The sequence below is a fragment of the Flavobacterium collinsii genome (assembly GCF_946903285.1).
In the GTDB taxonomy this organism is placed as follows: domain Bacteria; phylum Bacteroidota; class Bacteroidia; order Flavobacteriales; family Flavobacteriaceae; genus Flavobacterium; species Flavobacterium collinsii.
On record NZ_OX336425.1, the window covers coordinates 2,508,398 to 2,524,435 of the forward strand.

A 16,038-nucleotide genomic window follows, 5' to 3' on the forward strand; every position below is an offset into this window, starting at 1 on the left:
TAGTAATATATGGAGTTTTTAAGTTTTTTTCAGAGAATAAACAGAGAAGGTATAAAGCTGGTATTAAATAATGAATCGTTAAGCATTAAGTCAAATGGGGAAATTGATTCAGAATTACTTTTGGAAATAAGAAATAATAAAGAACAGATTATTGAATATTTAAAAAAATATCAGAGTGAAAATGTAGCACCAGATTTACTCGAAAAATATCAGAGTAAAAATATCAAAAAAAAATTGCTCGAAAAAATTACTCCCTATATAGATAATCGTCCAACTCGTGTTCCTTTGTCTTTCAGTCAGGAACGTTTATGGTTTTTGGATCAATTACAGGGTAGTAAAGAGTACCATATTCCAATAGTGCTTCGTTTGGAAGGTGAATTAGATGGATCTATATTGGAACAGACTCTTGAAAGTATCGTATCTCGTCATGAAATATTGCGTACGATTCTACTATCAGAGGATGGCGTCGGATATCAGGAGGTAATAAGCGCAAAGGATTGGATCCTTGATCAGGTTGAAATAATAGATGCATCATTATTTGAAAATATTCTTCAGAATTACTTGATAATCCCTTTTGATTTATCAAAAGATTATAAGTTACGAGCTTGTTTGTATGATTTAGGAGATCAAAAATATATATTGGCCTGTGTACTGCATCACATTGCCAGTGATGGCTGGTCAGGGGGTATCTTGGTAAATGAGTTTATGGAGCTTTACAGCGCACTTCAATCCGGAAGAAATGCTGTTTTGCCAGAACTCATTTTGCAATATTCGGATTATGCAATCTGGCAGCGAAAATACCTGGAAGGAGTTGTTTTGGAATCGCAGCTGTCGTATTGGGAAGAGAAACTTAAGGGAGTTGATACCTTATTGTTACCAACAGATTATCCTCGCAATTCTGTTCAGAGTACAGCAGGGTCAGTTATTTCTTTTGTGTTGGATAAAGAACTTAGCAAATCGCTGAATATCTTATGTCAAAGAGAAGGCGTTACACTTTTTATGGTGATGCTGTCAGCTTTTAAGGTTTTGTTATCTCGTTATAGCGGTCAGGATGATATTTGCGTCGGAACGCCTATTGCGAATCGTACCCAATCAGAGCTAGAGGGCATGATAGGCTTTTTTGTCAATACACTTGCGCTTCGCAGTGATCTGAGTGGTAATCCAGATTTCAGGGAACTTTTAAAAAGAGTAAAAGAAACTACACTTAGTAGTTATGATCATCAGCTGGTCCCATTTGAGAAGGTAGTAGATCGTGTCGTCACTACGCGTGACATGAGCATAACGCCATTGTTTCAGGTATTCTTTGCATTACAGAGTAATTCAGGTATATCGGGTGCAAGGGAAGGTCTCGACGGTATAACAATTTCAGAATATGAATTTGATATGGTCACATCACAATTTGACCTAATGCTTAATATTTCTGAAGAAAGCGGTGGTATCTCATTGAATATGATGTACTGTACAACTCTTTTTAAGAAATCAAGTATTGAAAGAATTATTCAGCATTATAAGGAACTACTTCTAAGTATTGTAAATGATATTAACCAGCCCATAGGCAGTCTGTCTATGCTTACGATAGGGGAGAAACATCAGTTACTGAATGTTTTCAATGACACTATAATAGATTATCCTTTGGATAAGACAGTGGTTGACTTATTTAGAGAGCAAGTAAGTCGTACTCCAAACGCTATAGCGGTCGTTTTTGAGGGAGAGCAATTAACATACAGTGAATTAGATCAAAAGTCGACTAATTTGGCATTTTATCTAAAACATAATTATCATTTGAAAACTAATGATATAGTAGGTTTGATGATTGATCGTGGAATCTGGTCGATTATTTCGATATTAGGGATTCTAAAATCAGGAGCATGTTATCTGCCTATAGATAAAGATTATCCAGATGCACGAAAATCATTCCTTATAAGGGATTCTAATATGAAATTATTAATCATAGGTTCAGATAGCTTATTCGAGGTAATGGATTATGATATAAGTATTTTTTCAATAGATATAGAATTTGACACACTATCAAAAGAATTCATAACACCAGATTTTGCAGATATTATTCTTAGCGTATCAGATTTAGCCTATGTTATTTATACATCAGGCAGTACAGGAAATCCAAAAGGTGTTATGGTGAGCCATAGTAACCTGGTTAACTATTTATATCATAGTATTGATTGCTATGGGGTAAATGGAGGTTCGTATAATTTTCCATTGTTCAGCTCGCTATCTTTTGATTTGACGCAAACTAGTATTTATTTAACATTGTTAACAGGTGGAGAATTGCATATTTATAGCAGTAATAATATTAGTGGAGTATTCAAGGATATAGTTTTAAATGATTCAATAAACTCAATCAAGTTGACGCCAGCACATCTATCCTTTTTTGAAGGGCTACAGATTGTAAATTTGAAAAGGTTTATTATAGGAGGTGAACAGTTAATACTATCAGATTTGAAAAATCTTGGAGAATTGGATCTTTCAGTAAGACTGTTTAACGAATATGGGCCAACTGAGGCAACAATTGGCTGTAGCGTTCTGGAGGTTACTAATTACAGATCAATGGGAAGTATAAATATAGGTAAGCCGATAGCTAATACTCAAATTTATATTATGGATGAAACTCAAAATATTATTCCTATTGGAGTAGTAGGGGAATTATGCATTGGAGGTGTTCAAGTAGCTCAAGGTTATCTGAATCAGGAAGAGTTAACCCGAGAGAAGTTTATATCAAGTCCTTTTGTAGAAGGCGATAGAATTTATAAGACGGGAGATTTAGCACGTTGGCTCCCTGATGGTAATCTGGAGTTTATCGGCAGAAAGGATAATCAGGTTAAAATCCGTGGTTATCGAATAGAGCTTGGTGAAATTGAGAATGTATTATCTTTTATACCAGAAATTAGTCAGTGTTGTGTACTGGCCAGGGAAGATGAAGGTGGAATCAAACGTTTGGTCGCTTATGTAGTTTCGCAGGGCAAGTTGGATAAGATTTATTTGCAACAGCAGTTGAAATTAAGTTTACCAGAGTATATGATTCCTATGATCTGGGTTGAGTTGGAAGAGATGCCACTTACCTCAAACGGAAAGCTGGATAGGAAAGCTTTGCCAGATCCTGACAGTTCAGATTTGTCTACGAAAGAATATGTGGCTCCACGGACAGAGACAGAACAACAATTGGCTCAAATCTGGGAGAATTTGTTGGGAGTAGAGAAGGTTGGAGTTCATGATAACTTTTTTGAATTGGGAGGCCATAGTTTACTGGCTACCCGATTGGTATCGATGATCCGTAAAGAATTGTCTATTGAAATTGAAATAGCAGATGTTTTTGAATATACTACTATTTCAACTTTAGGAGTACATGTATCAATTCAATCAGAAGGAGTATTATTACCTGCTGTTGTCTTAGAAGACCGCTCAGGACGGATTCCTTTGTCTTTCAGTCAGGAGCGATTGTGGTTTTTGGATCAGTTAGAAGGCAGTGTTGCTTATCATATTCCTATTGTACTTCGACTTGAAGGAGCGTTAGATACATCGATATTAGAACAAACGCTTCAAAGTATTGTATCACGTCATGAGGTTTTGCGTACTATTCTGTTATCAGAAGATGGTATAGGGTATCAGGAAGTCATAAGTGAAAAGGAGTGGATCCTTGATCAGGTTGTAATAGATGATAGATCATTATTTGAAAATATCCTTCAGGATTATCTGATGGCTCCTTTTGATCTGTCAGCAGATTATAAGTTACGAGCTTGTTTGTATGATTTAGGAGATCAAAAATATATATTGGCCTGTGTGCTGCATCATATTGCCAGTGATGGCTGGTCAGAGGGTATCTTGGTAAATGAGTTCATGGAGCTTTACAGCGCGCTTCAATCGGGAAGAGCGGCTGTTTTACCTGAGCTTTCTTTGCAATATTCAGATTATGCGATCTGGCAGCGAAAATACTTGGAAGGAGCTGTTTTGGACTCTCAGTTATCGTATTGGGAAGAGAAGTTAGAGGGAGTAGGTACTTTATCATTGCCCACAGATTATGCTCGTCCATCGATTCAAAGCACAGCAGGATCGAATGTTTCTTTAACCCTTGATAAGAATCTTAGTGATTCTTTAAATGCCTTGTGTCAGGCAGAAGGTGTTACATTATTTATGTTGATGTTGTCAGCCTTTAAGGTATTATTGTCGCGTTATAGTGGTCAGGATGATATTTGTGTTGGAACGCCTATTGCGAATCGTACCCAATCAGAGTTAGAGGGCATGATAGGCTTTTTTGTCAATACACTGGCACTTCGCAGTGATCTGAGTGGTAATCCAGACTTTAGGGAACTTTTAAAAAGAGTAAAAGAAACTACACTTGGTAGTTATGATCATCAATTGGCTCCATTTGAGAAAGTAGTAGACCGTGTGGTCACTACCCGTGATATGAGCATGAGTCCATTGTTTCAGGTGATGTTTGTATTGCAGAACACATCTGAAGGATCTGAAGGTCTAGTTTTGCAGGATGTTGAGATTTCAAACTATGAGTTTGATATAGTCAACTCAAAGTTCGATCTGACATTGAATATTTCTGAAACTAATAGCGGTATTGGATTAGATATTGTGTATTGTGCAGACTTGTTTGATAAGTCCACGATTGATCGTATGCTTTTACATTACAAAGAGCTTTTGATTTCTATTTTGGGAGATATTACTCAGCCAGTAGGCACTTTGTCGATGTTGAGTGCAGAGGAGGAGGAGCAGTTATTAAATATTTTTAATGATACTGAATTAATTTATCCTGAGGATAAAACGATAGTTGATTTGTTTGAAGAACAGGTGAAGAAGACTCCTGATGCTATAGCATTGGTTTTCGAAGATCAGGTTATGACGTATAAGGAACTCGATGATCGTTCGAATCAATTGGTTCATTATTTCGAATCTGTAGATATGGTTGAAGATTCGCGAATAGGAATCTTGTTTAACAGAAGTTTCGATATGATCATTAGTATCTTGGGGGTTCTGAAATCAGGATGTACTTATGTTCCTTTAGATCCTTCATTACCTTCAAAAAGATTATCCTATATTTTAGAGGATTCGGGTGTGAATTTCCTTCTTTACAAGGAGGAATCCTTATTGTCAAATTTATCTGTTTCAGAATTTATTTTTTTCTTAGATATAGCAGAATCATTAGCTTTAGAAACATCTAAATTATCCTACAGAATAAAGCCAGTTTCCGTTGCTTATATTATGTACACTTCAGGAACTACAGGTAATCCAAAAGGAGTGATGATCACACATAATAATATTGTTAGTTTGTGTAAAAGCTGTGATTATATTTCATTAAATTCAGATACAGTCTGGTTGTCCACAGGATCTATTTCTTTTGATGCTACGACCTTAGAATTTTTTGGTACTTTATTAAATGGAGGGCAATTAATATTAGCAGATACTAGCTCATTATTAAACATCGTTAGTCTGAGAGACCTTATTATAAAACATAGGGTTACCACTATGTGGATGACGGCTTCTTGGTTTCATCAAATAGTTGAAGATGATATATGTGTTTTTGAAAATTTGACTGATTTATTAGTAGGAGGAGACGTGGTTTTGTTTGCTTATACCAATAAATTAAAAGAACATTATCCAGAGCTACATATTGTCAATGGTTATGGACCTACAGAAAACACTACTTTTTCTACGACTTACAGTATTGATGAAGTTACTTATAAGAACCTTCCTATTGGTAAACCTATTAAAAATAGTCAGGCCTATATCTTAGATTCAAAATTGGAGCTTTTACCCATTGGAGTAGTTGGAGAATTATGTGTTGGAGGATCAGGATTAGGTCGAGGTTATTTGAATCAGGAAGAATTAACCCGAGAGAAGTTTATAGAGAATCCATTTAAAGAGGGAGATATAATTTATAAGACGGGAGATTTGGCTCGTTGGCTTGCTGATGGTACTATAGAATTTATAGGCAGAAAAGATGATCAGGTTAAGATTCGTGGTTATCGAATAGAGCTTGGTGAAATAGAGAATGCTCTCTCATCAGTGTCAGGAATCATTCATTGTTGTGTATTGGCTAAGGAAGATACAGTTAACAGTAAACGTCTGATTGGTTATGTTGTTGTTGAAGGCAAGCTGGACAGGGCTGCTTTACAGGAACAGTTGAAATTAAGTTTGCCTGAGTATATGGTTCCTATGATCTGGGTTGAGTTGGAAGAGATGCCACTTACCTCAAACGGAAAGCTGGATAAGAAAGCTTTGCCGGATCCTGATGGTTTAGAATTATATGTAAAAGAATATGTTGCTCCAGTGACAGATACAGAACACCAATTGGCTCAAATTTGGGAGAATTTGTTGGGAGTAGAGAAGGTTGGAGTTCATGATAACTTTTTTGAGTTGGGGGGGCATAGTTTACTGGCTACCCGATTGGTATCGATGATCCGAAAGGAATTGTCTATAGAGGTATCTATCAGGGAAATATTTCAATACAATACTATCTCAGCTTTAGCTACACATGTATCAGTTCAATCAGAGAGAGTGTTACTACCTGCTGTTGTCATAGAAGACCGCTCAGGACGGATTCCTTTATCTTTCAGTCAGGAGCGACTTTGGTTTTTGGATCAGTTAGAAGGCAGTGTTGCTTATCATATTCCTATTGCACTTCGACTTGAAGGAGCGTTAGATACATCGATATTAGAACAAACGCTTCAAAGTATTGTATCTCGTCATGAGGTTTTGCGTACTATTCTGTTATCAGAAGATGGTATAGGGTATCAGGAAGTCATAAGTGAAAAGGAGTGGATCCTTGATCAGGTTGAAATAAGAGATGTATCATTATTTGAAAATATCCTTCAGGATTATCTCAGAATTCCATTTGATTTGTCAGCAGATTATAAGTTACGAGCTTGTTTGTATGATTTAGGAGATCAAAAATATATATTGGCTTGTGTGCTGCATCATATTGCCAGTGATGGCTGGTCAGGTGGTATCTTGGTAAATGAGTTCATGGAGCTTTACAGCGCACTTCAATCGGGAAGAGCGGCTGTTTTGCCTGAGCTTTCTTTGCAATATTCAGATTATGCGATCTGGCAGCGAAAATACTTGGAAGGAGCTGTTTTGGACTCTCAGTTATCGTATTGGGAAGAGAAGTTAGAGGGAGTAGGTACTTTATCATTGCCCACAGATTATGCTCGTCCATCGATTCAAAGCACAGCAGGATCGAATGTTTCTTTAACTCTTGATAAGAATCTTAGTGATTCTTTAAATGCCTTGTGTCAGGCAGAAGGTGTTACATTATTTATGTTGATGTTGTCAGCCTTTAAGGTATTATTGTCGCGTTATAGTGGTCAGGATGATATTTGTGTTGGAACGCCTATTGCGAATCGTACCCAATCAGAGTTAGAGGGCATGATAGGCTTTTTTGTCAATACACTGGCACTTCGCAGTGATCTGAGTGGTAATCCAGACTTTAGGGAACTTTTAAAAAGAGTAAAAGAAACTACACTTGGTAGTTATGATCATCAATTGGCTCCATTTGAGAAAGTAGTAGACCGTGTGGTCACTACCCGTGATATGAGCATGAGTCCATTATTTCAGGTGATGTTTGTATTGCAGAACACATCTGAATCCTCAGTAGAAACAGAAAAAAAAATAAAAGATATTACGCTCTCTGGTTATGAATTTGAGGCCTTCAATTCGAAATTTGATTTGATATTGAATGTTTCGGAAGGTAATAACGGTATTACTTTAAATATAGGATATTGCACCGTTTTGTTTGACAAGACTACTATTGATCGCATGATGTTACATTACAAGGAATTATTGGTCAGTATTGTGAGTGATATCACCAGACCAATAAGCATTCTTCCGATGTTAACAGTAAATGAAGAATACCAATTATTGGATGTTTTCAATGATACGACAGTTGCTTATCCAAAAAACAAGACACTGATTGATTTGTTCGAAGAACAGGTGAAGAAAACTCCTGATGCCATAGCTGTGGTTTACGGAGGAGAAGCATTAAGTTATAAGGAGTTAAATGAGAAGTCGAATCAACTGGGGCATTATTTAATTGAGCAGGGCGTTGAGCCGGATACTTTGGTAGGTATTTGTCTGGACCGTAGTCTGGAGATGCTTATAGGTATCTTGGGTATTTTAAAATCAGGGGGGGCTTATGTGCCTGTTGATCCTGATTATCCATCGGATCGTATTGCTTATATGTTTGATGATACAGAATTGAGACTGGTATTAACTAGTAGAGAGACCTATAAAATATTAAAAGAATTTACAGCTATTAATTTTGTGCTACTGGATAAACATTGGGATATAATTTCAGGATATTCGAGACAAGATTTAAGCAGAGCATTATCATCAGATCATTTGGCCTATGTTATCTATACTTCAGGGAGTACAGGAAGACCTAAAGGAGTAATGATTGAACATAAAAATATTGTAAATTTCATTGTTTCTCAGGCTAAGACATTTAATGTTGATTCGAGTGATGTTATTTTGCAGTTTTCAAACTTTGCATTTGATGCCTCTGTTGAACAAATTTTTATAGCGTTATGTAGCGGTAGTAAATTGGTTTTAATAAGCAAAGAAAAAATACTTGATACAGACAATTTTCTTAATTTTCTTGATGACCAAAAAATAACACATTTCCATACTACTCCGAGTATGTTAAACACCTTAGTTCCAAGAGTAGATTTAAAATTCTTGAAAAGAGTAATTGTTGGAGGGGAAATTTGTAATAAAGATTTAATACTAAGCTGGAATAAGGATTATGAATTTTATAATAAATACGGGCCAACAGAAGCAACAATAACATCTACTATATCTTTTTATGATAAGTGTGTTTGTAATTTTGAAGTTAGTATAGGAACTCCTGTAAACAATACTCGAATCTATATTTTAGATTCACAAATGAGCTTATTACCTATTGGTGTAGTTGGTGAGCTATGTGTAAGTGGAGCAGGAGTTGCACGTGGTTATTTAAATCAGGAGGAATTAACCCGAGAGAAGTTTATAGAGAATCCATTTAAAGAGGGCGATAGAATTTATAAGACGGGAGATTTGGCTCGTTGGCTTGCTGATGGTACTGTAGAATTTATTGGCAGAAAGGATAATCAGGTTAAAATCCGTGGTTATCGAATAGAGCTTGGTGAAATAGAGAATGTATTGTCATCGGTACATGGAATCAGCCAGTGCTGCGTATTGGCTAAAGAGGATTCAAATGATAACAAACGGTTGGTTGGTTATGTTGTTGTTGAAGGTAAGCTGGACAGGGCTGCTTTGCAGGAACAGTTGAAATTAAGTTTACCGGAGTATATGGTTCCGATGATCTGGGTTGAGTTGGCAGAGCTGCCGTTGACGTCAAATGGAAAACTGGACAGAAAAGCTTTACCGGATCCAGATAGTTCAGATTTGTCTACAAAAGAATATGTGGCTCCACGTACAGAGACAGAAAACCAATTGGTTCAAATCTGGGAGAATTTGTTGGGAATAGAGAAGGTTGGAGTTCATGATAACTTTTTTGAGTTAGGAGGTCATAGTCTACTAGCTACCCGATTGGTATCGATGATCCGTAAAGAGCTTTCCATAGAAATATCTATCAGGGAAGTCTTTGAATATACGACGATCGCAACGTTAAGTTTACATGTATCATCTCAATCAGCTGGGATATTACTACCTGCAGTTATTGTAGAGAATCGTCCGCAGCAGATTCCTTTGTCTTTCAGTCAGGAGCGATTGTGGTTTTTGGATCAGTTGCAGGGAAGTAGTAGTGAATATCACATTCCTACTGTTCTTCATCTGGAAGGGGCCTTAGACGCATCGATATTAGAACAAACGCTTCAAAGTATTGTATCTCGTCATGAGGTTTTGCGTACTATTCTTTTGTCAGAAGATGGTATAGGGTATCAGGAGATAATAAGTCCAAAGGACTGGATATTGGATCAGGTTGATATAACAGATACTTCATCATTTGAAAGTCTGTTACAAAATTATCTGATGACGCCTTTTGATTTATCAAAAGATTATAAATTAAGAGCTTGTCTGTATGATTTAGGAAACCAAGAGTATATCTTAGCTTGTGTATTTCATCATATTGCCAGTGACGGCTGGTCAAGCAGTATTTTGGTAAATGAATTCATGGAGCTTTACAGCGCGCTTCAATCGGGAAGAGCGGCTGTTTTGCCTGAGCTTTCTTTGCAATATTCAGATTATGCGATCTGGCAGCGAAAATATTTGGAAGGAGCTGTTTTGGACTCTCAGTTATCGTATTGGGAAGAGAAGTTAGAGGGAGTAGGCACTTTATCATTGCCCACAGATTATGCTCGTCCATCGATTCAAAGCACAGCAGGATCGAATGTTTCTTTAACTCTTGATAAGAATCTTAGTGATTCTTTAAATGCCTTGTGTCAGGCAGAAGGTGTTACATTATTTATGTTGATGTTGTCAGCTTTTAAGGTATTGTTGTCGCGTTATAGTGGTCAGGATGATATTTGTGTTGGAACGCCTATTGCGAATCGTACCCAATCAGAGTTAGAGGGCATGATAGGCTTTTTTGTCAATACACTGGCACTTCGCAGTGATCTGAGTGGTAATCCAGATTTCAGAGAACTTTTAAAAAGAGTAAAAGAAACTACACTTGGTAGTTATGATCATCAATTGGCTCCATTTGAGAAAGTAGTAGACCGTGTGGTTACTACCCGTGATATGAGCATGAGTCCATTGTTTCAGGTGATGTTTATATTACAAAATACACCTGAGATGTCTGCAGGAGGAAAATTTGAATTACAGGATATTACTATCTCAGGTTATGAGGTTAAAACTTCTAATTCTAAATATGATTTGACATTGCATGTATTTGAAAATAATAATGGTATTACTTTGAATATGGGGTATTATACAGCTTTGTATGATAAAGTTACAATTGATCATATGTTGTTGCATTACAAAGAATTATTAGTTAGTATTGTAAATAATGTCACTAGGCCAATAAGTCTTTTGCCAATGTTAAGAGTAAATGAAGAGCATCAATTATTACATTTATTCAATGATACAATATTTGCATATTCAAAAGATAAGACACTGGTTGACTTGTTCGAAGATCAGGTTAAAAGAACCCCAGATGCTACGGCTATAGTTTTTGAGGATCAGGTTATAACTTATAAGGAACTGGATGAGCGTTCGAATCAATTGGCTCATTATTTCGAATCTGTAGGTATGGTTGAAGATTCGCGAATAGGAATCTTGTTTAACAGAAGTTTTGATATGATCATTAGTATCTTAGGGGTTCTGAAATCAGGATGTACTTATGTTCCTTTAGATCCTTCATTACCCTCAAAAAGATTATCCTATATTTTAGAGGATTCAAATATTAATTTTATCCTTTATGAGGAGGAATCTTTATTGTCAAGTTTATCTGTATCAGAATTTATTTTCTTTTTAGATATAAACGAATCTTTAAATTATGAATCTTCAAAAGTTGAAAAAGAAAGGGGTTATGATTCAGTTGCTTATATTATGTATACTTCGGGGACTACAGGAGTTCCTAAAGGAATTTCTATTAATGACGAAAATATAATTACCCTTATTAATGATCCCTTGAGTAAGATTTCTGTTAATAACTTAGATCGGGTACTTCAATGGTCTAACTATGCTTTTGACGGATCAACATATGAGATTTTTGGAAGTCTTTTAAATGGTGCTTGTCTTTATTTAATAGATAAATCTACAGCTTCAGATGCAGGAGTTTTATCTCAAGTCATCAGTAAAAATGAGTTAAGTGTTGTTTTTATTACTACAGCATTGTTTAATTCTTTAGCAGAGTATGATTTGTCCTTATTATCTAGTTTAAGATTGTTGTTATTTGGAGGAGAAAAAGTTTCAGTTTCTCCTGTTAAAAAGATTTTATCAGCATTGGGTCCAGACAAGATACTTCATGTTTATGGTCCTACCGAAACAACAGTATACGCTACCTGTTATGAGATTTGTGAGATATCTGATGATGCAGAAACGATTCCAATAGGTAAGCCTTTATCGAATACAAGTTTATATATCTTAGATTCAAAATTGGAGCTTTTACCTATTGGTGTAGTTGGAGAATTATGTGTTGGAGGATCAGGAGTAGGTCGAGGTTATTTGAATCAGGAAGAATTAACCAGAGAGAAATTTATAGAGAATCCATTTAAAGAGGGGGATATAATTTATAAGACGGGAGATTTGGCTCGTTGGCTTGCTGATGGTACTGTGGAATTTATTGGCAGAAAAGATGATCAGGTTAAGATTCGTGGTTATCGAATAGAGCTTGGTGAAATAGAGAATGCTCTCTCATCAGTGTCAGGAATCATTCATTGTTGTGTATTGGCTAAGGAAGATACAGTTAACAGTAAACGTCTGATTGGTTATGTTGTTGTTGAAGGTAAGCTGGACAGGGTTGCTTTACAGGAACAGTTGAAATTAAGTTTGCCTGAGTATATGGTTCCTATGATCTGGGTTGAGTTGGAAGAGATGCCACTTACCTCAAACGGAAAGCTGGATAAGAAAGCTTTGCCGGATCCTGATAGTTTAGATTTGTCCACGAAAGAATATGTTGCTCCACGCACAGAGACAGAGCACCAATTGGTTCAAATCTGGGAGAATTTGTTGGGAATAGAGAAGGTTGGAGTTCATGATAACTTTTTTGAGTTAGGAGGTCATAGTCTACTGGCTACCCGATTGGTATCGATGATCCGAAAGGAATTGTCTATAGAGGTTGAAATTGCTGATGTCTTTGAGTATACGACGATCGCAACGTTAAGTTCACATGTATCGCTTCAATCAAAAGGAGTATTATTGCCTACTATTGTTTTGGAAGATCGTCCAAAGCGTATCCCATTATCTTTCAGTCAGGAACGATTGTGGTTTTTGGATCAGTTGCAGGGAAGTAGTAGTGAATATCACATTCCTATTGTACTTCGTCTGGAAGGAGCGTTAGACACATCGATATTAGAACAAACGCTTCAAAGTATTGTATCTCGTCATGAGGTTTTGCGTACTATTCTGTTATCAGAAGATGGTATAGGGTATCAGGAAGTCATAAGTGAAAAGGAGTGGATCCTTGATCAGGTTGAAATAAGTGATAGATCATTATTTGAAAATATCCTTCAGGGTTATCTAAGAATTCCTTTTGATTTGTCAGCAGATTATAATTTACGAGCATGTTTGTATGATTTAGGAGATCAAAAATATGTTCTTGCCTGCGTGTTTCACCATATTGCCAGTGATGGCTGGTCAGGTGGTATCTTGATAAATGAGTTTATGGAGCTTTACAGCGCGCTTCAATCGGGAAGAGCGGCTGTTTTGCCTGAACTTTCTTTGCAATATTCAGATTATGCGATCTGGCAGCGTAAATATTTGGAAGGAGCTGTTTTGGACTCTCAGTTATCGTATTGGGAAGAGAAGTTAGAGGGAGTAGGTACTTTATCATTGCCCACAGATTATGCTCGTCCATCGATTCAAAGCACAGCAGGATCAGTTACTTTCGTTGTATTAGAAAGAGAACTCAGCGAATCTTTAAATGCTTTGTGTCAGGCAGAAGGTGTTACATTATTTATGTTGATGTTGTCAGCCTTTAAGGTATTATTGTCGCGTTATAGTGGTCAGGATGATATTTGTGTTGGAACGCCTATTGCGAATCGTACCCAATCAGAGTTAGAGGGCATGATAGGCTTTTTTGTCAATACACTGGCACTTCGCAGTGATCTGAGTGGTAATCCAGGCTTTAGGGAACTTTTAAAAAGAGTAAAAGAAACTACACTTGGTAGTTATGATCATCAATTGGCTCCATTTGAGAAAGTAGTAGACCGTGTGGTCACTACCCGTGATATGAGCATGAGTCCATTGTTTCAGGTGATGTTTGATTTTCACAATGAGGTCGAAAGCTCCAAAGTAGAAAAGCCAAAGTTACAAGATCTTACGATTGCAGGTTATGAGCATTCACATATGACCTCCCAATTTGATTTGATGTTTAGTATATCCGAATCTGATTTGGATATTTCGATAGGAATCGGTTATTGTACGGCTTTGTTTGAGAGATCTACCATTGATCGTATGCTTCTTCATTATAAAGAATTACTTCTTAGTATTGTAAGAGACATTAGGCAGCCTATAAGTGATCTTGGGATGTTGACAAAAGAGGAGGAGTACCAGTTATTGCATTTATTCAATGATACGAGAGTTGCTTATCCTTTGGATCAGACTGTTGTTGATTTGTTCGAAGAGCAAGTTAAGAAGACCCCTGCTGCTATAGCGGTAGTTTATAAGGGAACAGAGTTAACTTATAAGGAATTAGATGAAAAGTCGAATCAATTGGGTCATTATTTAAAAGAGCAGGGGGTTGAGCGTGATACTTTGGTAGGTATTTGTTTGGATCGTAGTGTGGATATGCTTATAGGTATCTTGGGTATTTTAAAATCAGGCGGTGCTTATGTACCGATTAAACCGGATTATCCTGCATCTCGTATTTGCTATATTGCTCAGGATACAGGATGTTCTTTGATGCTTACGGACAGAGTGAATTCAGGTGCATTGGGAGATATGTTATCGGATATTATGATGATCGTATTGGATGGTACTTCAGCTGTGTATTCTAATTGTTCATCAGAATCATTAGGATTAACTTATTTACCTGATTCTTTAAGTTACGTTATTTATACTTCAGGAAGTACAGGATCTCCTAAAGGAGCAATGATTGAGCATTCGGGGTTACTGAACCATCTTCTGGTTATGATAGATGATTTGGATATGGACAGTACGAGCGTTGTAGGCTTTACGGCACCTTTTACCTTTGATATTTCCGTATGGCAATTGTTGAGCGGTTTATTATGCGGAGGACGTATTGCAATCTATAGCGAGTCGATGATACTGAATACTGATGATTTTCAGAATGCCTTATGTTCTTATGGAGTTACCCATCTTCAGTTAGTTCCTTCTTATATATTGAGTTTATTAGAGACAGGATCCAGGAAAGGCTTGGAGGATCTGCGTTATTTTCTGGTTACAGGTGAAACTGCTACGATTTCATTGTTAGAATCCTGGTTTTCGATGTTTCCTTCTGTTGCAGTAGTAAATGCTTATGGGCCAGCCGAGGCATCAGATGATGTTAGTCTTCATGTTATGCATGAGGTACCTTTGGGAGGTGTTGTGCCTATAGGTAAACCAGTTTCGAATATGAAATTGTATGTTGTAGATTCATTTGATAATTTATGTTCACTGGGAGTTACTGGCGAGTTATGGGTTAGTGGGGTAGGTGTAGGTCGCGGTTATCTGAATCAGGAAGAGTTAACCCGAGAGAAGTTTATATCAAGTCCTTTTACAGAAGGCGATAGAATTTATAAGACTGGAGATTTAGCACGTTGGCTCCCTGATGGTAATCTGGAGTTTATTGGCAGAAAGGATAATCAGGTTAAGATTCGTGGTTATCGAATAGAGCTTGGTGAAATCGAGAATGTATTGTCATCGGTACGTGGAATCAGCCAGTGCTGTGTATTGGCTAAAGAGGATTCAAATGATACCAAACGTTTGGTTGGTTATGTTGTTGTTGAAGGTAAGCTGGACAGGGCCGCTTTGCAGGAACAGTTGAAATTAAGTTTACCGGAGTATATGGTTCCGATGATCTGGGTTGAGTTGGCAGAGCTGCCGTTGACGTCAAATGGAAAGGTGGATAGGAAAGCTTTACCGGATCCTGATAGTTCAGATTTGTCTACAAAAGAATATGTGGCTCCACGGACAGAGACAGAACACCAATTGGCTCAAATTTGGGAGAATTTGTTGGGAGTAGAGAAGGTTGGAGTTCATGATAACTTTTTTGAGTTGGGGGGTCATAGTCTACTGGCTACCCGATTGGTATCGATGATCCGAAAAGGATTATCCATAGAAATATCTATCAGGGAAGTCTTTGAATATACTACAATTGAACAACAAGCATCACTTGTTGATTTTTTTGAATTGGATTTTGATGAAGATGAAGAAGAGTATAATGAAAGTATTAAACTATAATAAAACTATTAAAAT

Annotated in this window: 1 protein-coding gene; it reads left to right on the plus strand. The window is 36.8% G+C overall.

The annotated features are described in order from the left end of the window. The first annotated feature begins 9 nt into the window (after positions 1 to 9). The gene (locus OGZ34_RS10490) at positions 10 to 16,023 is read left to right on the plus strand and encodes a non-ribosomal peptide synthase/polyketide synthase (protein ID WP_263362979.1); all 16,014 of its coding nucleotides are present in this window, start codon (positions 10 to 12) and stop codon (positions 16,021 to 16,023) included. Positions 16,024 to 16,038: the final 15 nt, after the last annotated feature.